At 54.4% G+C, this 20495-nt stretch carries 17 protein-coding genes; 6 read left to right on the plus strand and 11 right to left on the minus strand.

The window, feature by feature from the left end:
- Nucleotides 1-52 precede the first annotated feature (52 nt).
- The gene (locus J4E00_RS06650; protein ID WP_208174332.1) at nt 53-715 is read right to left on the minus strand and encodes a DedA family protein; all 663 of its coding nucleotides are present in this window, start codon (nt 713-715) and stop codon (nt 53-55) included.
- A 416-nt stretch (nt 716-1131) separates the two neighbouring features.
- Here J4E00_RS06650 and J4E00_RS06655 point away from each other — a divergent pair, with 416 nt between their 5' ends.
- A complete protein-coding gene (locus tag J4E00_RS06655) occupies nt 1132-2055 on the plus strand; it encodes a bestrophin family protein (protein ID WP_208174333.1) in 924 nt (307 codons plus the stop codon).
- Between the two features lie 296 nt (nt 2056-2351).
- Nucleotides 2352-5054 carry a T9SS type A sorting domain-containing protein gene (locus tag J4E00_RS06660; RefSeq protein ID WP_208174334.1) on the plus strand — a complete coding sequence of 901 codons (2703 nt, stop codon included), beginning with the start codon at nt 2352-2354 and terminating at the stop codon, nt 5052-5054.
- A 76-nt stretch (nt 5055-5130) separates the two neighbouring features.
- On the opposite strand, the gene J4E00_RS06665 is transcribed toward J4E00_RS06660, so the two are convergent.
- The 6 genes from J4E00_RS06665 to J4E00_RS06690 all read right to left on the minus strand — a co-directional run bounded on the left by J4E00_RS06665 (nt 5131) and on the right by J4E00_RS06690 (nt 13084).
- Entirely contained in the window at nt 5131-5961 is an 831-nt protein-coding gene (locus J4E00_RS06665) for a phosphosulfolactate synthase (protein WP_208174335.1), read from the minus strand.
- A gap of 124 nt (nt 5962-6085) precedes the next feature.
- Entirely contained in the window at nt 6086-7483 is a 1398-nt protein-coding gene (locus J4E00_RS06670) for a tetratricopeptide repeat protein (protein WP_208174336.1), read from the minus strand.
- Between the two features lie 162 nt (nt 7484-7645).
- Nucleotides 7646-8668, minus strand: coding sequence for an NAD-dependent epimerase/dehydratase family protein (locus J4E00_RS06675; protein ID WP_208174337.1), 1023 nt, complete (start codon nt 8666-8668; stop codon nt 7646-7648).
- Between the two features lie 98 nt (nt 8669-8766).
- Nucleotides 8767-9552: a tyrosine-protein phosphatase gene (locus tag J4E00_RS06680; protein ID WP_236049533.1), complete on the minus strand. Its 786-nt coding sequence runs from the start codon at nt 9550-9552 to the stop codon at nt 8767-8769.
- Nucleotides 9553-9563: 11 nt separating this feature from the next.
- Nucleotides 9564-12074: a polysaccharide biosynthesis tyrosine autokinase gene (locus J4E00_RS06685; protein ID WP_208174338.1), complete on the minus strand. Its 2511-nt coding sequence runs from the start codon at nt 12072-12074 to the stop codon at nt 9564-9566.
- 56 nt (nt 12075-12130) lie between these two features.
- A complete protein-coding gene (locus tag J4E00_RS06690) occupies nt 12131-13084 on the minus strand; it encodes a polysaccharide biosynthesis/export family protein (RefSeq protein WP_208174339.1) in 954 nt (317 codons plus the stop codon).
- Between the two features lie 240 nt (nt 13085-13324).
- On the opposite strand from J4E00_RS06690, the gene J4E00_RS06695 reads away from it, so the two are divergent.
- The 4 genes from J4E00_RS06695 (at nt 13325) to hpf (ending at nt 16256) form a co-directional block, all read left to right on the plus strand.
- Nucleotides 13325-14470: an acyl-CoA dehydrogenase family protein gene (locus tag J4E00_RS06695; RefSeq protein ID WP_208174340.1), complete on the plus strand. Its 1146-nt coding sequence runs from the start codon at nt 13325-13327 to the stop codon at nt 14468-14470.
- Between the two features lie 207 nt (nt 14471-14677).
- Nucleotides 14678-14872: a 30S ribosomal protein S21 gene (rpsU, locus tag J4E00_RS06700; protein WP_168672574.1), complete on the plus strand. Its 195-nt coding sequence runs from the start codon at nt 14678-14680 to the stop codon at nt 14870-14872.
- Between the two features lie 168 nt (nt 14873-15040).
- Nucleotides 15041-15919 (plus strand): tyrosine-type recombinase/integrase, encoded by an 879-nt coding sequence (locus J4E00_RS06705; protein ID WP_208174341.1) that lies wholly within the window; start codon nt 15041-15043, stop codon nt 15917-15919.
- A 37-nt stretch (nt 15920-15956) separates the two neighbouring features.
- Nucleotides 15957-16256 (plus strand): ribosome hibernation-promoting factor, HPF/YfiA family, encoded by a 300-nt coding sequence (gene hpf, locus J4E00_RS06710; protein WP_208174342.1) that lies wholly within the window; start codon nt 15957-15959, stop codon nt 16254-16256.
- Between the two features lie 97 nt (nt 16257-16353).
- Here the strand turns inward: hpf and metK are convergent, their stop codons facing one another.
- The 4 genes from metK to J4E00_RS06730 form a co-directional block, all read right to left on the minus strand.
- Nucleotides 16354-17619: a methionine adenosyltransferase gene (gene metK / locus J4E00_RS06715; protein ID WP_208174343.1), complete on the minus strand. Its 1266-nt coding sequence runs from the start codon at nt 17617-17619 to the stop codon at nt 16354-16356.
- A gap of 136 nt (nt 17620-17755) precedes the next feature.
- Nucleotides 17756-18490, minus strand: coding sequence for an SDR family NAD(P)-dependent oxidoreductase (locus J4E00_RS06720; RefSeq protein WP_208174344.1), 735 nt, complete (start codon nt 18488-18490; stop codon nt 17756-17758).
- Between the two features lie 104 nt (nt 18491-18594).
- Nucleotides 18595-19803: a class I SAM-dependent methyltransferase gene (locus tag J4E00_RS06725; RefSeq protein WP_208174345.1), complete on the minus strand. Its 1209-nt coding sequence runs from the start codon at nt 19801-19803 to the stop codon at nt 18595-18597.
- Nucleotides 19804-19832: 29 nt separating this feature from the next.
- Nucleotides 19833-20444, minus strand: a complete 612-nt coding sequence (locus tag J4E00_RS06730; RefSeq protein ID WP_208174346.1) for a hypothetical protein — start codon at nt 20442-20444, stop codon at nt 19833-19835.
- Nucleotides 20445-20495: the final 51 nt, after the last annotated feature.

Genomic DNA, 20495 nt, shown 5'->3' on the forward strand with positions numbered 1-20495 from the left:
CAAATCATTATGATTCGGGGCGGCTGAGTTACTTACGCAGCAAAAAGACGGATTAGGAATGGTTGGGCTCGGGGCGAGCCGTCAGCTTGCTTTTTACAAACGACCAAAGCGGTGGCAGCAACGACAGGGCGATGATACCCAAAACAACCAGCTCAAAATTCTTTTTAACGACCTCAATGCCGCCGAACAAGTAACCAGCTATTGTAAGCAAGACTACCCACAACACCGCGCCCACAATGCTATAGGACGCGAAATAGCGGTAAGTCATGGTGCCTACACCGGCCACAAATGGTGCAAATGTGCGCACAATGGGGACGAAGCGCGCCATAATGATGGTTTTGCCGCCGTGCTTGGCATAAAAGGCTTGGGTCTGGTCGAGGTACTTGCGCTTGAGGAACTTAAAATCTTCGCGGAACACACGGGGTCCTAGGTAGTCGCCTACGGCATAGTTCACATTGTCACCCAGAAAGGCGGCCGCAATCAGTAGTGGGATAATTATCCACACGCTCAGGCCGGTTTCGGGGCGGGCGGCCAGGGCACCGGCAGCAAACAGCAGCGAGTCGCCGGGTAGAAAAGGGAAAATGATGATGCCCGTTTCGGTGAAAACAATGAGGAAAAGCACCAGATAGGTCCAGGTACCGTAGTTATGCACTACGTCCACCAGGGTTTTATCAAGGTGCAGTAAAAGGTCGAGAAAGTGTTTTATAAGTTCCATCCGAGGCATGAAGTGAGCCACAAAGAAAACCGACGAACGCCGAACCGACATCGCTTTAGCGGGTGCAACTGGCTGAATGTTCGGGCTCAACTTGGCTCGGCGGCTAGTTCTTCGTACCTTTGCGGCCCTAAAAAACAAATATAATCTGGTTTAATTCTACTTTTTCACTGCTGTAAGGCAAGCCAAAAAAGCCGTCTGCAAACGACGTGAGGTTGTTTTGCGGCTTCCACGGGGATTGATGTCCCCGTGCGTTTCTCCTGAGTAAGGGTAAAACTGGCACGACCTGTGATAGGCCGGGCTACTAGCAAGCCTGATATTGGCTTCGGCACTTTTGCCAACTACCGTCGTGGTTACTTAACTCAACCTCGAACGCAGCTTCGCCGTTGCAGGCTCAAGAAGCATAATTACCTACTCTCATGATAGTTTATCAGGGCGGAGACTGGTGGCGTGCCTTGGGGCACTTTCACTCCTCTGCTGTTATCCGTCTGCTGCTAAAGCGTGTGGCCTTGGTGGGGCTTTATGGCTCGGCGTTGGCCATTGTCAGCATCGATTTTCATAGCCTCAATGTGCGCATTGGGCGTGAGTATCTGTCCATTCTGGGCATCCTGCTCAGCTTGCTGCTCGTGTTCCGCACCAACACGGCGTATGACCGTTACTACGAAGGCCGCAAGGTATGGGGTATTCTGGTATCGCAGTGCCGCGGGCTGGCTATGGAAATGAATGCCCTGCTGCCCCGTGAGGCTAAATCGAGCCGACGCTACTTCGCCGCGCTGATTTCCAACTTCCCCATTGCCTTGGAAGGAAGCCTTCGCAATAAGGTGCGCTTCGATAAGATGGAGGCCACACCCGATATTATCGAGCGGCTACAAAAGGCTGAAAACGTGGCTGCTACTATCATTGCTGTGCTCATGGAAAGTGTGGAGCAGTTGCGCCAAGTTCAGATTTTTGACCCCATCCACCTTATCAATATCAAGCAACACTACTTGGGCATGATGTCGGTGAACGGAACTTGCGAGCGGATTAAGGCCACACCCATCCCGTATTCGTATAGCTTTTTCATCAAATGCTACATCACCATCTTCATCATGATAATGCCACTGGTTTTGGTGGATTCGTGTGGTTGGTGGATGGTGCCCATTACCATGATTGGAGCCTACGCTATGCTAGGCCTGGAAATGATTGGTAATGAGATTGAAAATCCGTTTGGATACGACAGCAACGACCTACCCATTACTCAACTCTCTAATAAAATCCGGGTGAGTGTGCACGACCTTCTCGGGGTAGAGCTGCCAGCCGAGAAAAAAGCCCTCGCTTCTATCCCCTACAGTGTGGTGCATTAATAGCAGAATAACTGCTTTAAGCTCGGCGCCGTAAGAGGCTCCAAATGCTTTGAATAGGCTAATAACAAGCTGTTTTTGATACTAAAACGGCATCTTTTCAAAAAAATCTTTCCCAACTAGACCTTTTTCCCACCCCTGCGTATATGCGCCTCGATTACGAATAGCGCCCTCCGCTTTTCCTCCATTCTCAACATCAATTTTTTCATTCCATGCAAACTTTAAATTTTACTCAGAAGCTGCTACGACAGCGGGGTTTTCTAAGCTCTTTGCTGCCTCTTTTCGCGTTGTTCTTAGGCTTGCTCAGCTTTACTGACGCGGCGGCTCAGACCACCATTAACTTCCGTAACGTCATTGTGACTTCAGGCACTACTACTGCCAATGCCACGACGAATACTTACGACGCAGTTTCGACCACACCTGGTCCTGGCGTTTTTCAGGGAACCAACTTTGGCACCTTGGACCTCAGCACGGGGGCTTTACTCCTCCAAGGCGGCTCGATTGAAATCGTTGAAGCAGCTAATGAAAATTACCCAACAGCTTTTGTCAACTACGGCATTAAGCAGGGGGCTACGCTTGCCAGCAGCGGGTCTTCTAACATTCCGCCTCTCACAAGCCAAGTGCAGTTGACACAAACCAACTACAACGCTGCTACCCGGACCCGGACATTTTCGCTGAGCAATGCTGCTATCAATATCCTGGCTTTGGCTACTACTGGTGGCGGTGGCGCAGGTACCAACTACCGCTTCGATATTTCTGTGAGCACTGGCCCTGGCCAGGACGATGATGGCGACCCCATTAACCCCATCCTTGGACAGCGTCGGGCCTCGGTATTTGCTGCTACTGGTACGCCTGTCGTTCCTCCAACCATTGTTGGCAATGCCATCTACGTTGCTCCTAACGCTGGCGCCAATGTGACCTACAACGTTAATCCTCCCACGCCACGTCCGTTCCAGGGTGCTGACCTAAGCTCGTCGAACAACGGCGGCAACGCATATGATGTAAACAACGGCCAGCTGCTCCTCAACGGTGGTACGGCCACGACTACCGAAAACGGCCCGAACGTTATCAACGGGGTAGTGCTCTACTACCGGGTGCGTGCGCTAACGGGTACTCCACCCGCAATCACGCCCTACCAGGCCATTCAGCTCACGCAGATTTCGAACGTAAACGGTACACGTACTTTCCAGCTGACTACTGCTCAACTGAACCTGATTGCCAGCTCGCCGGTGCTTACTGGTACCGTCAATGGCCAGAATTCGGTCTATAACCTCGATGCTTACTTCCAAGCCAGCGGCACCAATACTTCGACCGGTTCCATCTTCAGCATTACCGACCCGGTGAACCCCAACTCGCCTTACACGGCTTCCTTTAGCGTGACGGGTGTGCCGGTGGCCCAAACCATCTGGGTGGGTGGTACCAACGACAACTGGTTTGACGCCAGCAACTGGAGCAATGGCGTACCGAATGCTTCTACTAATGCCCTGGTGCGTGACCTTGGCGCTGGCAACACTGTGCCTTACCCAAACATCTATTCTGATGTAGTGAATGCAACGGCTGGTGGTGTAGTGCTCTACGACAACACTGGTTCGGGCCCGGCTCAGTGCCGCGACCTCACCATGGGTGGTACTTCGCAGGCTTCGCGCTCCATCACGCGTCTGGTTGTGGGACGTCTGAAAGTGTTCGGTAATTTCAACAACAATTACGACAGCTTCATTCAGCGCGAAAACACAGTGGTTGAATTTGCTGGTGTTAACCAAAACATCACGGGTGGCTCGTTTGTGGCCATTGATATCTCGGGCGGTGGCACGAAGTATGACTCTGGTGTGATGAACGTTTCCGAAAAGATTACCTTCATCGATGGCCTGCTTACCACTGACGTTACCCAGCCTTTGTTGTCGGTAATCGTGCTAGCTGACCGTGCTCCTAATAATAATAACAATGGTGCACAGCTAATCAACGAAACTGACCATAATTACCTGCGTGGTTTCGTGCGCACCACGCGTCAGTCGGTGCTATCGGGCGAAACTCGTACCTACGGCAACATGGGCATGACCCTGACTTTCAACAACGGCAATAACCCCGGCAACGTGGAAGTAACCCGTAACACGGCTGAAAGCTACACCCCACTGGGTACCAAATACAGCGCCCGTCGCATCTTCGGGGTGCGTCCTTCCGACCAGCAGACCAACGCGGGTGGTTTGAACGCAACCATGATTTTCCATTACCAGAACATCGATACCCGTGGCTTAGGTGCTGGCAACGCGTTCCGAATTCAGGAGGATAATCTGTCATTGTTCCTGTCGCAGAATGGCGGCAACACCTTCCAGCAATTGGGCCGCGACATCCTAGACACCCTGGCCAACAACTTGACCAAGTACAACGTGCGGGCATTTGCTACGTTCACATTGGGCGATATTACCAACCCGCTGCCCGTGCGCCTCACCGCATTCGATGCCAAGCGCGTAGGTTCTGATGCCCTCATTACCTGGCAGACCGCCAGCGAAGTGAATAGCAAAGGCTACGATGTACAGGTTTCGACCAACGGCACCGAGTACCGCACCATTGCCACGGTTAACAGCATCTCGGCTAACACCACTACTCCCAGCAACTACCGCTACGTTGACACGGAAGCCAACAAAGCCGGCATGCGTTACTATCGCCTGCGCCAGGTTGACCTCGATGGCAAGGATACTTACTTCAAACCAGTTGGTGTGAGCTTCGACGGCAAAGGCACTACTACGGAGCTAGTAGCCTACCCGAACCCCCTGAAGAGCGGCGACAATTTGCGCCTAGCTATGCAAACCAGCGTGGCTGGCAAAGGTCAGATAACCATCACGGATATGACCGGCCGCACGCTCAGCACGGAAACCGTCGACATGGCCTCGGGCGTTACTGATATGTCGTTGAATAAGTTCAGCGGCCTGAAGATGGGCATCTACATGGTGCGTGTATCGATGCCCTCGGGCGACACCAAGACCCTGAAAGTGGTGAAGCAATAAGCTTCGTCCCTTTCCGGCAACAAAAACGCCGGCTTCCGCAAGGAGGCCGGCGTTTTGTTGTTGTCGATGGGTTTGGTTAGCCGCGGGGCATGGAAGTGCCGGGCTTGCCCGTTTTAGCTGCCGGGTGGAACATGGGGTCCACGGCATCCATATCGAGGAAGTGGGAAAATGTATCGCCGCGCAGGCCCAGGCGAATGGTTTCGAGGCTGACCACTTCGTTGGGAGCAATATTGCCGAGGTTCACGTTGGCGCCCAATAGCTTGATAAACCACACTTGTTGGGCTTTCTGGGGAGCTTCCCACAGGATTTTATCTGACGGAATTTTGGTCAGGATTTCCTCTACCAGGCCTGAGCGCACCTCGCCGGTGCTGCGGAACAGGCCCACGTTGCCACCCTCGCGGGCTTCACCGATAACCTTGATAGCACCAGCAGCCAGTTCGGACTCCATCTGCGAAATCCACTTGTAGGGCGGAATGATTTTTTCCGCGTCCTTCGAGCCTACTTCGCTCAGTACGCGCACCGACTTGCTCAACTCACGGATGTACTCGCACTTGCGTTCATGGTCCAGGTCGATGCTGCCATCCGACACCTCGGCGTATTCCATGCCGTAGGTATCCAGCAAGCGGCGGTAATCATCGAACTGGTTGCGGATAATAAAGGCTTCGAACAGCGTACCGCCGAAATAAACCGGAATGTTGGCTTCACGATAAATTTCGAGCTTACGCTTGAGGTTAGGCACCACATAGGAAGTGGCCCAGCCCAGCTTCACCACGTCGGTATAAGCGCCGCCTACTTCCAGAAAGTCTTCTACTTCGCGCAGGCTCATGCCCTTGTCCATCACCATGGTATAGCCCTGTTCGCGGGGCTTGGTGGTGCGCTCGGGTAGTTGAGAAAGGTCGTAATTCATTAATGTTCAGTGAAAAGATAGGGGATTAAAACTGGTCTGCTTACCGCCGGAAGGGGGTGGAGCGGCAAAGAAAAACCGCCCGTCGACTGACGGGCGGTTACAAAAGTAGCTTCAAGCTGAAATGTTATTTCCGAAACTGCTCAATGAGCCGTTTCAAGCCAGGCTGCTCACGCAGTTGCGGGAAGTAGTCGAATAACAGCACGTGCTGTTCATAATTGAGTGTGAGCGCCGTCTCGAGTACGCCGTATGCTTCCTTCATGCGGCCATCAGCCAACAGGTAAGCGCACAGCATATAATGAAAATGCGCTTCGTGCGGATGCAACTCCACGGCGTGGCGCACCAAGTCCACTGCTTCCGCAAAGTGCCCTTGCTCGTAGAGAATGGCGCTCCAACTCACCCAACCCTGCACGTCGTCGGGTGCTACTTCAGTAGCTTTCTCGTATGATTCCAGCGCGCTCACCACGTTGCCTACATGGTTTTCGGCTGCACCCAATGCCGACCAATACTCCCCGCTATCGCCATACAGTTCCGTCGCCTTGCGGAAATAATGAATGGCTTCGAACCAACGGCCCTGCTCCTGAAGCAACACACCCTGACCAAACCACGCCTCGTCCATCTCCGGATTCAGTTCCAGGGCCATGCGGTAGTATTTGCGGGCGGGCTCCCACTCGCGCAGCTTCTCGTAGCACTCACCAATATTGCAGAGGGCCTCATCGGTTGGCTGACCAGTAGGGTAGGCCTGCTCGAACTCACCAATGGCCTTGCGGTAGTCCTGCTGACAGACAAACGTATCGGCCAGCCAGTGATGAGCATCGTAGAAATCGGCCCGGATGGTAACGGCAAAATCAAACGCCTCGGCAGCTTTGGTAAAGTCTTCGCGGCGGTACCAGTATTGGCCCAGGTTATACCATGCCGTGGGGGAGTATGGGTCTTCGTCAGTAAAACGTCTGAAGAACTCCTCGTGCTCTTCCAAGCGGCCTGTAATGTCGAGGCAGTGCAACAGCTCCTGTACCCCGGTTTCGTTATCGGGGTTAAGGCGCAGGCTTTGCTTGTAGTGCTTGGCCGCACTCTTAAACTTTTGCCAGCTCTGAAAAGCCAGGCCGAGGTTGAAATGGATATCCTCTCGCTCGGGTTCCTGCTCCAGGCCAGCCCGGAAAAACTCTACAGCCAGCGCAAATTCGCCGCGCTGCGTGCTGATGATGCCGCGCGTCACGGCCACATCGGCATTGGTCGGGTCGAGGGCCGCTACGGCGTCAATCTGGCGCTCAGCTTCGGTGTAGTCACCGCGCATGGCCATCACTTGAGCCCGGTCGATGAGTAGCTCAGTAGAAAAGGGATATTGTCCAAGTGCAGCCTCACAGGCTTGCAGGGCTTTGTCGAATTCAGCGTTGGTGACGTAGTGGTCGATGATGTTCTCGAAGTCTTCCAAGTCGAAGAAAACGGGCTCTTGCTGGGCTAGCATACGCTCGAAACGACGCACGGTATCCAGAACGGCCCGGGGGTTTTCAAAATTTTCGTTCATGCGCATAAAGTCGCAGTTAAGTGGATTAATCGGGTTTCGTAACCGGCCAACATCAGCAGCAGATGCTTTACACCAAGCCGCTGGCAGGCGCCGCGTACTCCACTTTCTAGTTCGATATCAATAGTAACAAATATTGGGCAAAACCGTGCAATCGGGTTCTAGCTAAGATACGAAGGCCGCAACAGAATGGGTCGCCTTGGTGACCAGTTCACCAGCGCACCACGCTAAAGTCTCAGCTAACGGACGGAATGTTAGGCTGGTATGACTTTGCACTTTGTCGTGGCGATACACCACTGGCTGTCGCCCCGCACGGGCTGTGTCCTTAGTAATGAGCGGCCGGGCCCCTGTGAGCACTGCCCGTGCATGCTCCAGCCGCCAGATAACTTCTGCAGCCCAGTCAGGTACGGCCATCGTGGGAGGCCGGCGCTCCAAAGCCGCCGCCGCTTGCCGGAAAAAGTCAGCCAGCGGCACTGCTTCAGCACTCAGAATATAACGTTCCCCACTCAATGCAGTCTGGTCGAGTGCCAGGGCCAGCAATTGCGCTACCACGTCGCGCACATCCACAAAATTGATGAGGCCTCGCGTATAGAAACGGTGCTGCTGATGAGCGTAGCGCAGCAAACGGGTACTGCTGCGATTCCAGTTGCCGGGCCCTAGCACCACCGAAGGATTTACCACCACAGCCGACAACCCTTCGGCCACGCCACGCCACACCTCCAACTCGCCCAGGTATTTAGATGTAGCATAGGCCGGATGGGCCGCACCCAAGTCCCAGGTAGCCTTCTCGGTAACCGGCAGCCGGCCGTCAGGGCCCACAGTACTACCCGCCGCCGGCCCGCCCAGTGCTGCCACCGACGATACGTGCGCCAGCCGAACGCCCGGTCGTTCCAGGCAGGCATCGACCACGGCGGCAGTGCCCTGCACGTTCACGGAGAGCAACAAGTCTTCATCCTGCGGCGCGTAGGATACCAGCCCGGCGCAGTGAAAAACGTGCGTTACGTCTGGTGTAAGTGCCGCCCGCAGTTGTTCGGTGTCGAGCAGGTCGCCGGCCAGCCATTCCACGCCCGGTGCGCCATCTGTGGGCACAGCACCCCGGTGCAATGCCCGCACCGCCAGCCCGCGCGCCCGTAGCGCCCGCAACAAAAACGAGCCAATAAGGCCGGTGCCACCGGTAACGAAAACCATATGATTAATGATTATTGGTTAACGAATAGTGATTAATGGTATGCGTAGCCGGGATTTGAAGCTTTGCCAATTAACCGCGAAACGTTAACCGCGACATGTCAAAGCGTGTTATTGAGCAATGGCAGATTCAGTACCTTTTCCAAGTGCGGCTGGGGAATGGTACGTTTCAGCAGGGTATCGGCGTGGCGCAAGTGGTGCGCGTCGGTCCCCACAAAATCAACCATGCCAGCGTCAATGAGCTGTTCGGCTACTTTTTTGGCGGCAGGGGAGTAGTAGCCCGCCAGCGAGTTCAGGTTCACTTGCAGTAATACCCCATAGTCGCGGCGCATTTTCTCAATATCGCTAAAACGCCCGTAGAGGTAGGTATAGCGCTCCGGATGAGCCAGTACGGGCCGATAACCCTGTGATTTCATTTCAAAGATGATTTCGAACAGGTTGAGCGGCTCGTTCATATACGACGTCTCGAACAGCAGGTACCGCTTGTCGCCACCAAAAGTGAGCATTTCAGTGCCATCGGTGAGCTTGCGCCCCAAAAACTCATCAAGGTAATATTCGGCAGCGCACTCAAGCACCACATCATCTAGACCTGCAGAGGAAGCTGCCTCCCGCAGAAGCTGCAGTGCCGCCCGAATGCCTTCCGGCGTGTTCTTATAAAAGTCCCCCATGATGTGGGGCGTCATTATCAGCTTGCGGTAGCCAAGCGCGCGCAATGCCCGCAACAGGTCTAGCGAATGCTCCACCGTTTCGGCACCATCGTCGAGGCCGGGCAGCAGATGGGAGTGCATGTCGGCCCCTAGCTTGGCCAATAGCTGGCTAGGCACAAGGGTAGCAGGCGCCGCGGAAGAGGTGGCACCGCCAAAAAGCCGTTGCCAGAGCGTAGCCATTGTAATAGTCGTTAAGAGAACATCTTCTTCACTTTCTCACCGAAGGTGAGCGTCTTGGTAGTCGGTTCCTCGTAGTAGCCTTGCCCATAAGCCCCGTATCCGTACCCGTACCCGTACCCGTACCCGTACCCATAGCCGTATCCATAGCCGCCGCCAGACTGCGCATCATTTAGAATAGTACACATGCGGGTGAAGTTGTTGCTGCGCATAAGCCGATTCATGTTCTTGATGAAGGCTTTACGCGAGTATCCGGCTCGCACAATATAGAGTGGGATGTCTGCCTTGCGCATAATCAGGATGCCATCTGTAACCAAGCCTACGGGCGGCGTATCAATCAGAATTACGTCGTAAGTCTTGAATAACTCTTGAACCATGCCATCGAACCGGTCGCTCAAAATGAGCTCAGATGGGTTGGGCGGCGTTGGGCCGGCTGAGATGAACTGCAACGTGTCGATAGACGTGGGCTGAATACACTCCTGTACAGTGTGACGCTCGATGAGGATGGTGCTTACCCCACGCGTATTTTCGGCTCCGAAGGCCAGGTTCACCTTTGGCTTACGCATGTCCAGGTCCAGAATAATTACCTTTTGGCCCGAGAGCGCAATGATGCCTCCCAGGTTCACCGTAACGAAGGTTTTACCCTCGCCAGAAATCGTAGACGTTACCGAAATCAAGCGCTTCTTTTTGGAAGAGCTGATGAAATCCAAGTTGGTTCGAATGGAGCGAATAGACTCAGAAATGGCCGACTTAGGGTTTTTGTCCACCACCAAGCGCGATACCTCCATTTTGTCCTTATCGTAGGTCGGGATAATGCCCAATACCGATGCTTTGGTGTTGCGCTCCAACTCCCGCACATTTGTCACGGTGTTGTGCATGAAGTAGCGCACCGCAATCAGGCCCAGGCCTAATAGCAGGCCTCCTGCTAGCCCCACTGCATACACTAGCAAACGATTTGGAAAGAGGGGCTCCTGTGGTGTGGAAGCTGGCGATAGAATTTGGAAATCGGCGGTGATGCCGGCATTGCTCATATTGTATTCAATCTCTCTTTGCTTAAGTTGCAAGTAGGATTCCTCCGCTAGGTTCAATGCTCGCTTTAAGCGGTCTAGTTCGGTGCCTTTGTTGGGTAGTCCTTCCAGTATGCGTTGAATTTCACTACGCTGCTGATCCAATTGATTGATGCCTGACCGTAACAATTCCTGATTTTGGCGCAGCAACCGTTTAATACTGTTACGCGCATATGCAATCTTAGCTTGTGCTGCCTGTACTACTTCCGTCTTATCAGTATAAGAGCGCGAAAGACGTCGCAGGTCATATTGAAGCCCGTTTAATTCGGTCAGCTGGCTGCTTAGTAAGGGGTCTCCAATTGAAGCAAGTGCTGGAATACTTTGCTCAATAGTCTGATTTTCGTCGCGGGTAAGGTACTCTTGATTAGCCATCTGAGCCACTTGGCTCAGTAAATTCAGCTTTTCTTCAATCAGAGTTCGGTCAGCTTTAAGCTTTTCTAGCTTATCGTTCAGCACACCCAACTCCGCTTTGACATCATAAGTACCCGAACGCTGCACAAAATCCTGTAAGCGCCCTTCGGCTTCTTGTAAGCTCGCACTATTATCCTTTAGAATTTGAGCTAGGAATAGCAGCGTTTTACGCGAGCCTTCTGTCTTACGAGCTACCTTTTCAGCTAGGTACACCGAATCAATTTTATTCACGATTACCCTCGCTTTTGCTGGATTATAATCGTTGAAAGAAATACCAATAGTGTTGGCATCAGGGTTCACAATCTCAACCGTAAGGTTTTTGTTGAGAAAGGCATTCACGGTGTTCTCATCCTGCACCGTGAAATGATAATTACCATCCAGTGAGTTCTCCTTAAGGTTGGGAGTTGATAGGATTTGCAAGCTGATACCTGGTAACTCAATTTGCTGCCCTAGAGCATATTCACCGCCCTGCGGTTTGCCCTGACCGACGAAGTCAAGTTTGAAACGCTGTAAGCTTATGAATTTCAAATTGAACTTGCGATTATATAGCGACGGGTCAGTGATTTTATAGACTACACGAAACGGAGAAGTGCCGTACATTTCCGACTCGAGTACTGTGCCTTGAACGTAATAATTCACGTCCAGCGCCAAGGAGTCCTTCAACTGCTGGTAGATGATGCCAGATTTAATCAACTCAACCTCACCGGCGAGTTTTGTCCCTCTGGGTTTGTCGAGGGCTGTATTGACCTGGGCAAATCCCAATGCATCACCTACATTGCGCTCATCAATTTTGAGCAGGGAGGCCGATTTATAAACTGGTTTAGTATAGCGCAAATACAACCAAGAGGCTGTTACTCCCAGAATAACCAGCAATATCAGCCATAGCAAGCTGCGCCGGGCCACTAGCACCAACGTAGCCAAATCCAACGTGGCACCCTCTTCCTCTGGTTCGCTAGCTACTACAGTGGGGCCCGCAGTCGGCTCGCCCCCCCCGCCTGTAGCATTGCGGATAAGCTCTTCTAACTCCGAGTTTTCGTTAACAGCCATCTAGAATAAGGATTGTTAGCCTAAGCCAAGTATGATAAACAACCGCTAAATCGAATTTAGCGGGTCACGTAGCTGATAAGGAAGAAAGTAGTAGTAGTAATCAACGAAACAAAGCTGATAACAGGTGCGGCATCGGTCAGGGCTTCGAGCACCGGGCGACGCACCGGTTCGACGTAAACAATGTCGTTTGGCTCCATCTGTAGGTTGGCTCGGCGCATGCCATCAAGCGTTGAAAGGTCAATCTGCTGCACTCGCGGGTTTTTCAGGTCGCCTCGGATAATGCGGATATTGGTTGCCTTGCCTCCAAAGCGGTACAAGCTACCACCACCACCTCCGTTGCTGCTACCGCCACCCCCGTCAATGCCACCGGCCAGGGCCAGTACTTCAAGCAGGTTCATGTTATCGTTGGCCAAGGGAATTACTTGACCCCCTGGTGCTCCTAGTACAAACACCCGGTTGTTCGTAACCCGAGTCGTTACAAAGGATTCCTTGTAATACACATCGTAGCGAACCTTCAAAACACTATCGGCTTGTAAAAGCGACAGGCCGCTGACCTTCACGCGGTTCACAAGCGGGAGGAATACGGTTCCATCCGCCTGCACCAGAAATGCTGTGCCAATGGATGTGGCGCCGGCACCCTGCCCAACGTTCCGCTGCCCACCTCCCGCGCGGCTACTTCCGCTGCTGGTAGAGGGTGCGGGAGAGGTGGTGGCTCCGCCGCTGGGTTCGCCAAAGTGCAGCTCGCCATTGGGGTCCAGAATTCGTTCACCCCGGTTAGTGTTCACCCGCACTTCGAGAAAATCGTTGGGCTGAATAAGGTAGTTGCGCTCGGTACGGTTGCGGGCAATGCGCAGCTTGGAGCTATCCAGCTGCTGTCCTTGCTTATCGGTAAGCCGGAACATGACGCGCTGGTTGAAGTACCGGTTCGAGGCGCACGATGAGAAAAGCAGCAGCACTGGCAGTGCAAGCAGCCCCAATCGCCCAAGGCGATAAATGAAAGAAGTCGGCATGAAGGCCAATTAGAGCGAAATCAAACGGGTAAAACGGGAAATTTTTTCGAACCCGCAGGGCAGATATGCCCCAAAAAGCCTCAAAAGTAACGCTTTTGCCGCGCCCATTCAAGGCCAGGTACTTGGCCGGCTCGTTCCCAACTGCCAGAGCCGTACTTTCGTGGAGCCAAAACCAGCTATTAATGGTTCAGGTAATCATTCACCGGACATTCTCCCAAATCCCACCCCAGTTCCCTTTTTATGGAAGCCGTAGCCACCGAAAACCAAACCATGATAGCGCAGATGGTGCGCGATTTTGGCGCCCAGCACATCAAACCCAACATGATGAAATGGGATGAGAGCCAGGAATTCCCCGCCGACGTTTTCCATAAACTCGGCGAACTGGGCTTGATGGGGGTGCTCGTGCCCCAGGAATACGGTGGGGCAGGCTTTGGCTACGTCGAGTATGTGACGGCAATTGTCGAGCTCTCTAAAATTGACGGCAGCATTGGCTTGAGCATGGCTGCTCACAACTCGCTCTGCACGGGTCACATTCTGCAGCACGCCTCCGAAGAGCAGAAACACAAGTACTTACCCAAACTGGCCAGCGGCGAGTGGATTGGTGCCTGGGGCCTCACCGAGCCCAACACGGGTTCCGATGCGGGCAATATGCGCACTACGGCTGTGCTCGACGAAAGCGGTGATTACTACATTATAAACGGGGCCAAAAACTTCATTACCCATGGCAAGTCCGGCAATGTAGCCGTGGTTATTGCTCGTACCGGTGAAGTAGGCGACTCCCATGGTATGACGGCTTTCATTGTGGAGCGCGGCACGCCGGGCTTTGCTGGTGGCCGAAAGGAAGACAAGCTGGGCATGCGCGCCTCCGAAACCACGGAAATGATTTTCACCGACTGCAAAGTGCCCAGGGAAAATGTCATTGGCAAAGTGGGCGATGGCTTTGTTCAGAGCCTGAAGGTGCTCGATGGCGGCCGCATTAGCATCGCGGCGTTGAGCTTGGGCATTGCGCAGGGTGCGCTGGAGGCAGCTACCAAATACAGTAAGGAGCGTTACCAGTTCAACCAGCCGATTAGCAATTTCCAAGGTATTTCCTTCAAGCTGGCTGATATGGCCACTGAGGTAGAAGCCGCCAGCCTGCTTACCTACCGCGCCGCCGACATGAAAGACCACGGCCTGAACGTAAACCTGGAATCGGCCATGGCCAAGCTGTATGCTTCAGAAGTTGCCGTGCGTACCGCCAACGAAGGCGTACAGATTTTCGGCGGCTACGGCTATACCAAAGACTACCCAGCTGAGAAATATTACCGCGACGCCAAACTCTGCACCATTGGCGAAGGCACCAGCGAAATCCAGAAATTGGTGATTGCCCGCGCCCTGTTGAAGTAAAAGCCACAAATGATTTCCATTTCGACGGATAAAGCAGGTTTTGAATTTCCGGCTGTAAGGAATAATAGCCAAAATAGCTCTTATTAATGCGTCAGATACGGAACCGCAAAAAATCTGTTAAAACCGTTAGAATCTGTTAAATCTGTGCTTTATCTTTGCGGCCCGGTTTAGGCCGCCCTCCTCTGAAAATCTCCCTCATTCCCTGATATGATTATCATTCAAATCAAAGACAACGAATCGGTTGACCGCGCTCTGAAGCGCTTCAAAAAGAAGTTTGAGCGCACCGGCGTCCTTAAAGAGCTACGTCGTCGGACTTTCTTCCAGAAGCCCAGCATCACGGAGCGTAAGATGAAACAGAAGGCTGTTTACAAGCTCGCCACCTACGGCCAGCCTGGCGAATAGCCGTAAAGTTTTACGGCGCGTTTAGCTTTGCTAAAAGCCGGCTGGTTTGCCTGTTAGCGCAAGCCAGCCGGTTTTTTCACGCTCATACGTGAAGGTTTGATTTGGTGGAAAATAAAAAACCACTACATTGGATGCCCGGCCCAACCGCCGGGCATTTTTGGTGTTGGCATGGAAGCTTTTCTCGATTTTTTGCGCTTTGAGAAGCGCTACAGTCCACATACATTGGTCTCGTATCAGACCGATTTGGGGCAGTTCGCAGCATATCTGAAATCGGCCTATGAACTGGCCGACCCGGCGCAAGCTACGCACCCCCTTATTCGGGGCTGGGTGGTGGAACTGATGCAGGAAAACCTAGACCCACGCACCGTGAACCGCAAGGTGGCCTGCCTGCGCTCTTACTATAAATTCCTGCTACGCACCGGCACCATTGCATCCAATCCGATGCTGCGCATCAAGGCTCCTAAGATGGCCAAGAAGCTGCCCGAGTTTGTGCCCGAAGAGGCGTTAAATGGCTTGCTTAACTCTTTTGAGTTTGGGGATGACTTTGCCGGCCAGCGCGACCAGCTGGTGCTGGAAATGCTCTACGGCACCGGGATTCGCTTGTCGGAACTCATCGGTATTCATGCTGATGACGTGAGCTTGGGGGCCAGCACCGTGCGCGTGACTGGTAAGGGGAATAAGCAGCGTCTCGTGCCGCTGAATCCTACACTGAAGCTGGTGATTGAGAAGTATCAGGCCAAGCGGGCGCATGAGTTTGGGGCTGCGAGTGGCCCGCTGCTGCTTACCGATAAGGGGGATGCACTATATGAAAAGCACGTATACCGCACCGTGAAGCGCTACCTCAGTCAGATAACAACTTCCAGTGCCCAGCAGCATCCGCACGCATTACGGCACGCTTTTGCCACGCACTTGCTGGGCAAAGGAGCCGACCTGAATTCCATTAAGGAGCTGCTGGGCCACGCCAGCCTGGCGGCTACGCAAGTATACACGCACTTGTCCGTTGACCGGCTGAAATCCGTATTTGAACAGGCCCATCCGCGGGCCTGAGTTTTGTTTACCCTTTTACCTCTTAATCACCCACCTTATGAAAGTACAGATGCATTCGGTGCATTTCGACGCCGACAAAAAACTGCTTGACTTTGTTCAGCAACGCCTGAATAAACTGGAAACTTTTTACGATAAGGTCACCGAAGGCGAAGTCATTATGCGCCTCAACAATAAAGATGGCATCGAAAACAAAACCGTCGAAATAAAGCTGCTGGTGCCCGGCAATATCCTCTTCAGCCAAGAAGACGCCGCTTCGTTCGAAGCCGCCGCCGATGCCGCTACCGAAAGCCTGCGCCGCCAAATCACCAAGCACAAGGAAAAAGCCATGGCGCATTGATTTGTGCTGTTAGCTAATATTCTTTAGCCGTTTGCCTTTAAAAAAGAGAGCCCCGACTAGATTTCTAGTCGGGGCTCTCTTTTTTAAAGGCAAACGGCTAGTTCAAACCGAACTCGGCCTTAATCTGAGGTACGTAATCGAGCTTTTCCCAAGTGAAGGTTTCGAAAGTTTTCTTCTCACCGTTCGGCATTACCACATCCACGGTGCCGGGCTGACGGCCCATGTGGCCGTAGGCTGCGCTCTGGGCGAAGATAGGGTTCTGCAGCCCGAAACGCTTCACGATGGCGTAGGGGCGCAGGTCAAAAAGCTTATTCACTTTCTCGGCTACTTCGCCATCCGTCAGCAACTGGCCGCTGGCGTTTTTGGCCTTGATGGTGCCGTAAGTAGTCACAAAAACGCCCACTGGCTGAGCTACGCCGATGGCGTAGGCTACCTGCACCAGTACCTGCTCAGCCACGCCGGCAGCTACCAGATTCTTGGCGATGTGTCGGGCGGCGTAGGCAGCCGAACGGTCTACTTTCGAGGAGTCTTTACCGGAGAAGGCACCGCCGCCGTGGGCACCCTTGCCGCCGTAGGTGTCTACGATGATTTTGCGGCCGGTGAGGCCAGAGTCGCCGTGCGGGCCGCCAATAACGAACTTGCCCGTGGGGTTGATGTGGTAGGTAATCTGGTCGGTGAAGAGGGCTTGTACATCTTCGCTCAAACCGGCTTTTACGCGGGGAATGAGGATGCTAAGCACATCGGCCTTGATTTTTTCCAGCATAGTGGCTTCCGACGGGTCGAACTCGTCGTGCTGGGTGCTAATAACGATGGTGTCAATGGCCTCCGGCTTGTGGTCGTCGGAGTAGCGAATGGTCACCTGGCTTTTGGCATCGGGGCGCAGGTAGGACATGTCGCGGGCTTCGCGGCGAATGGCGGCCAGTTCCTGCAGCAGGCGGTGCGAGAGGTCAAGGGCCAATGGCATGTAGTTGGCCGTTTCATGGCTGGCGTAGCCGAACATCATGCCCTGGTCGCCGGCACCCTGGTCTTCGTCCTTGGCCCGCTCCACGCCCTGGTTGATGTCCGGCGACTGCTCGTGCAGGCGGTTCATCACCTCACAGGTATCGGCGTTGAAAAGGTATTCGGGCTTATTATAACCGATGCGGCGGATGGTTTCGCGTACAATGGGCTCGGCATCGACGTGAGCGGTAGATTTAATCTCGCCGGCAACGAGGGCAAAATCCGTGGTCACCAATGTTTCGCAGGCTACTTTGGCAGTGGGGTCCTGGCGCAAGTACTCGTCGAGGATGGCGTCAGAAATCTGGTCGGCAACTTTATCAGGATGGCCTTCCGAAACCGATTCGGAAGTGAACAGATAGGGCATTGAGTGCGCGAAAAGAGGGAAGTATAAAAGACAAAGGCGCCCGCCAGACCGAAGCCGGCGGGCGGGCGCGGGGGCAAAAGTACGGAAAATCGGGGTATTAGTCGTTACCGAACAGGGGCAAGACGCCCGTGTAGCTCTACAATTGCGCCAGCCGGCCGCCGTCTACCACCAGGGTGGTGCCGTGCACAAAGCTGGCGTCGGCCGAAGCCATGAAGGCAATAGCGGCGGCCAACTCTTCGGGGGTGCCTACGCTGGCCTTATCAACCGTTTCTGTGCCACTTTTTACATTGGGGTTATCCCAAAGCATGGGTGTATCTACGGCACCGGGCGCTACGGCATTGATGCGGGTTTGCTTGCGGTCAAGCTCCAAGCTGAGGCCACGCACGAAGGCTTCGAGGCCGCCCTTGCTGGTAGCATAAGGCACCACGTTGGCAGTTGTCTGGTGAGCGTGCACGGAACTGATGGCCACAATGGCGCTGCCCGCGGGCATATGGGGCAGGCAAAGCTGGGTGAGCTGCACCAAGGAGCGCAGGTTCACCAGCATCAGGGTATCCCACTGCGAAAGCGGCAGGTCGGCGAGACGGTCGAAGGTCATCATGGCCGCGTCGCAAACCAGTACGTCAACGCGGTGGTATTTGGCCAGCACCTTTTTCATAATGCCTGTGATGGCGCGGGACTTGGTCAGGTCGCAGGCCATAAATACTGCCTTGCCACCGGCCTTGGTGATAAGCTGGACAGTTTCAGCACCGTCGGCCCGGTCGCGGCCCAGGGCGATAACCGTACCGCCTTCGGCTGCCAGGCGTAGGCAGGTAGCCCGGCCTATGCCGGAGGTGCCGCCTGTGACGAGGCATACTTTGTTGGAGAAACGCATGTAGGAAACAGAAAAGAATCAGCGAATAATTTCGAAGCTGCTCTACGTAACCCAACCATTCAACGCCGCCTTTGTGCTGATTTTACGCTCAATAAGCTGACTGCTTAAGCGGTGTGCACCGGAGCCGTCAGCTTTTCGCACACCAATACGACTGGACGGCCACGCAGGTCGGTAGTGGCAAAAAGGTAGATTTCGCCTCCTTCGCGAATGCCGGTGCGCCGCCGAAAATCAGCCACCGAATCGGGGAAATTGCGCGTCGTAACGTGCGCCCGGGCCTCTGGGCCCAGATAGGGTTTGAGGGCGGAGCCGTCAGCTTTTTCCACAGCTAGCACCTTAAAAACCCGCCCAGGAAACTCCGGCCGCAAGACATCGGATGTGTAGAGGTGGCTGTGCTGGTGCAGCTTCAGCAACTCGAAAGCCGTACCGATGCTGCGAAAAGCCCCCGCCTTGAGCACGGCTGCGTTGGGTTCGTAGAGATACTGCTGGGCCTCGGCGTAGCGGGGGGTAGCACGGGCTTCGCGGGCGCGGTTGAGGCGGAACTCCTGTTGCGTACCATCGCGGCGCAGGTTGATGGCGTAACGCTCCGGGTCGATGGCCGGCTCCTGGCCCAACTCATAGAGCACTTCCTTCACCTCATTGTCGACGGCCACCACCCAGAGCCGACGCACATGCGCCAAGCCCTGCACCGCGTGCTCAATATCAAGCATGGGCGAGGTTTTGAGCAGGATTTTATCAGCCTTGTGTAGCAGCAGCGGCAAGAGCTTCACCACATCGGGCTCGCAGTCGCGTAGCAGGAAAATCTTGCGAGCGGCGGTGTCACGGCGGGCTGGGTCGAGGTAAAGCCAGTCGTAGTGAAGCGGGGTTTCTTTTAGGAAAGCCAAGGCATCAGCAGCGTGCACCGTCACATTGTCGATGCCAAGCTGACTGAAATTATAGCGCACCACCTCGGCCAGCGGCGGCGTGCGCTCCACGTAGTCGACCTGCGCCACGCGGGTGGCAAAGGCGGCCGAATCGGCTCCGAAGCCACCGGTGAGGTCGGCAAGGCGCTGGCCGCCCACCAGGTTGGCTTTGAAGGCGGCAGTACGGGCTGAAGAAGCCTGCTCAACGGAGAGAGCAGGCGGAAAAACAAGGTCGGGGTTGTCGGCCCAGGCGGGGAGCTTGGCGCGGGCTTTCTGACGGGCCTGGATTTGGCGCACCAACTCAGGTACAGGCAGGCCGGGATGGCGGCGGGCTTGGAGGGCCAGGTGGGCGGGGTCGTCGTGCAGATGCGCGGCCACGTACCGCCGGGCCGCTTCGGGCAAGGGGTAGTCCATGAATAAGGCTATACGAAAAAACGCAGCGCTTAGCGCAAATCCCAGCGTAGAGCCAACAGCGGCTGGCCGCCGGGTGCGGCGGCCAAGCCTATTGCCGCAGGGCGCAGGCGCGGCCAAGCATTTCCGTGGGCAAGGCTGGCATTGTATGATTCCACCGCTCGCTTCATATGGGTATTAGTGTTAGCGTTAATAAACACCGTAGCCAATATACTGGCGGCAAATACCCCAATGGCTACGCGCTGGGTAGGGTTAAAATACTGCCAGTCGTCACGGGCCAGAATTTGCTGGCCATAAACGCCAAAAGCCCCCACGGCCACCACGCGGTCAATCAGAAAGAGGGTTTTCTGGCGGCGATACTGGTTCAGGTGGGCCAGCGCCTGGGGGTTGCCCACCAGGTAAGGCCGCATTTTCTGGCCGAAAAAGCCAGCCGTCTGATAATTATTACCCTCAACGCCGGGTGGTAGGAAGTCGAAATTGTGCTGGGGGCCGTGCAGGCCGCGCTCCGCATCTTCGGGCAATAGGCGAATGGTTGCGGGGGCTTTTTGAGAGAATACCGGCGCTGAAAAGCCGAAAAACAAAGCAGCGGCGAAAGCGCCACGAAGCCGCCACTTAGCCAGTGGCAGCCGGTTAGGATTGTGCATAGCAACAAATATACTAGGGCCTTGAGGGGAGGAATAGCAGGGTTTTCCACT

Source organism: Hymenobacter negativus (assembly GCF_017571495.1).
GTDB lineage: Bacteria > Bacteroidota > Bacteroidia > Cytophagales > Hymenobacteraceae > Hymenobacter > Hymenobacter negativus.

Excerpts from the sequence above, each read along its gene's own strand:
- J4E00_RS06730 (WP_208174346.1), bottom strand. The coding sequence starts at position 20,444 with ATGCACAATCCTAACCGGCTGCCACTGGCTAAGTGGCGGCTTCGTGGC.
- J4E00_RS06685 (WP_208174338.1), bottom strand. The coding sequence starts at position 12,074 with ATGGCTGTTAACGAAAACTCGGAGTTAGAAGAGCTTATCCGCAATGCT.
- rpsU (WP_168672574.1), top strand. The coding sequence starts at position 14,678 with ATGATTATCATTCAAATCAAAGACAACGAATCGGTTGACCGCGCTCTG.
- J4E00_RS06680 (WP_236049533.1), bottom strand. The coding sequence starts at position 9,552 with ATGGCTACGCTCTGGCAACGGCTTTTTGGCGGTGCCACCTCTTCCGCG.
- J4E00_RS06650 (WP_208174332.1), bottom strand. The coding sequence starts at position 715 with ATGGAACTTATAAAACACTTTCTCGACCTTTTACTGCACCTTGATAAA.
- J4E00_RS06725 (WP_208174345.1), bottom strand. The coding sequence starts at position 19,803 with ATGGACTACCCCTTGCCCGAAGCGGCCCGGCGGTACGTGGCCGCGCAT.
- J4E00_RS06690 (WP_208174339.1), bottom strand. The coding sequence starts at position 13,084 with ATGCCGACTTCTTTCATTTATCGCCTTGGGCGATTGGGGCTGCTTGCA.
- J4E00_RS06695 (WP_208174340.1), top strand. The coding sequence starts at position 13,325 with ATGGAAGCCGTAGCCACCGAAAACCAAACCATGATAGCGCAGATGGTG.
- J4E00_RS06655 (WP_208174333.1), top strand. The coding sequence starts at position 1,132 with ATGATAGTTTATCAGGGCGGAGACTGGTGGCGTGCCTTGGGGCACTTT.
- hpf (WP_208174342.1), top strand. The coding sequence starts at position 15,957 with ATGAAAGTACAGATGCATTCGGTGCATTTCGACGCCGACAAAAAACTG.
- J4E00_RS06675 (WP_208174337.1), bottom strand. The coding sequence starts at position 8,668 with ATGGTTTTCGTTACCGGTGGCACCGGCCTTATTGGCTCGTTTTTGTTG.
- metK (WP_208174343.1), bottom strand. The coding sequence starts at position 17,619 with ATGCCCTATCTGTTCACTTCCGAATCGGTTTCGGAAGGCCATCCTGAT.
- J4E00_RS06720 (WP_208174344.1), bottom strand. The coding sequence starts at position 18,490 with ATGCGTTTCTCCAACAAAGTATGCCTCGTCACAGGCGGCACCTCCGGC.
- J4E00_RS06665 (WP_208174335.1), bottom strand. The coding sequence starts at position 5,961 with ATGAATTACGACCTTTCTCAACTACCCGAGCGCACCACCAAGCCCCGC.
- J4E00_RS06705 (WP_208174341.1), top strand. The coding sequence starts at position 15,041 with ATGGAAGCTTTTCTCGATTTTTTGCGCTTTGAGAAGCGCTACAGTCCA.
- J4E00_RS06670 (WP_208174336.1), bottom strand. The coding sequence starts at position 7,483 with ATGAACGAAAATTTTGAAAACCCCCGGGCCGTTCTGGATACCGTGCGT.